The following is a 1,114-nucleotide window of genomic DNA, read 5'->3' as shown; positions in this document are numbered from 1 at the left end:
CTTCTTGATTAAAAAGGCATCCAGCAACTTCTTAATCACTTCCTTATCCTCATCGGGCAACTGCTCGACCTCCTGAAACTGCCGCAGTAACTCGCGGTCTTCAAATCTTCCTTTAGCCGCTTCATCCGTCGCCCCTTCCAGCCGGTAATATTATGACCTGCGCGGCCGGGTGGTGCGCGAGTGGCAGACCGGTACGAAGTTGCGAGGTTAGCAAAGTCTACGATGAGCACAGCGTGACGCGCACCCTGCGGTGGTTGGAATAGTAAGAAGAAGGACTGCCCAGCACCTGCCTACAGCCTTACCGGCAGCATGCTGCCGCCGGGCGAGAGCGAACGCCGTAGCATTGCACATTATGTCTGAGGTCGGTGAGTGCGCCGCTTGCCTTCCCGTAGAAGCAGAAAGGCAAACGAGGATGGAGGAGGACGGCGCAGAGCAAGTCTGCGCCTGAGGTGGGATTTATTGGGCCTGCGGCGTTGGCAAGGCCTCAACCTCAGCAGCTGGCGTAGACTGCAATGACAGCAGGAGCCCTTCGCGACGCTGTGTGGCGGCGTCCTCGTACCTTTTCAGGCGGTCGTAGACGTCGGCGCACCAGGCGTAGTCGTAGGCGTCTGGACGCAGCGCCAACGCAGCCTGGAAAGCTTCGGCGGCCTGTTCCCATTCGCCGTGTTTCATCAGCAGCTGGCCCAGCGTACTGTGCAGCAAAGGAACGTCGGCATGCTGTTTGATCAGCTGGCGCAGAATTTTTTCCAACTGTTCCGGGTTACCGGCGTCCAGCCGCGGCATCAGTAGGATCAGTCTTTCGTCATACTGACGTTTTAAGGCGTCGACGATGATTTGCTGCGCGGTCTGGTGGTCGTCGCATTCAATCAAATGCTCCGCCATCGCAACCTGCAGCGCCTGCTCGCTGCGTACGCGGCGGCTCTGATTCTTCCACCACTGTTTCAACCCTTCGCTGCCGCCTTCCGACATCGCCTGATTCATCAGACCCAGTGTCGCCTGCTGTTGCAGAGCCGCCAGCTCGGCTTCATCGTGCAATTGGGTTTTGCGCATGGCGGGCAGGATATCCAGCAGCGCGCTATAGGCACGGGTGCGCAGGAAGGCTTGCTCGGCCAGT

Annotated in this window: 1 protein-coding gene; it reads right to left on the bottom strand. The window is 58.9% G+C overall.

Features of this window, described 5'->3' with window-relative positions:
• Positions 1-456: 456 nt before the first annotated feature.
• On the bottom strand, positions 457-1,114 hold a 658-nt coding region (locus AU511_RS16935; RefSeq protein WP_139829431.1), incomplete at its 5' end, for a tetratricopeptide repeat protein.

This window comes from Lonsdalea iberica, assembly GCF_002111585.1.
GTDB lineage: Bacteria > Pseudomonadota > Gammaproteobacteria > Enterobacterales > Enterobacteriaceae > Lonsdalea > Lonsdalea iberica.
The sequence above is the reverse complement of the archived record's forward strand: the minus strand, read 5'-3'. Positions and strand labels throughout refer to the sequence as shown.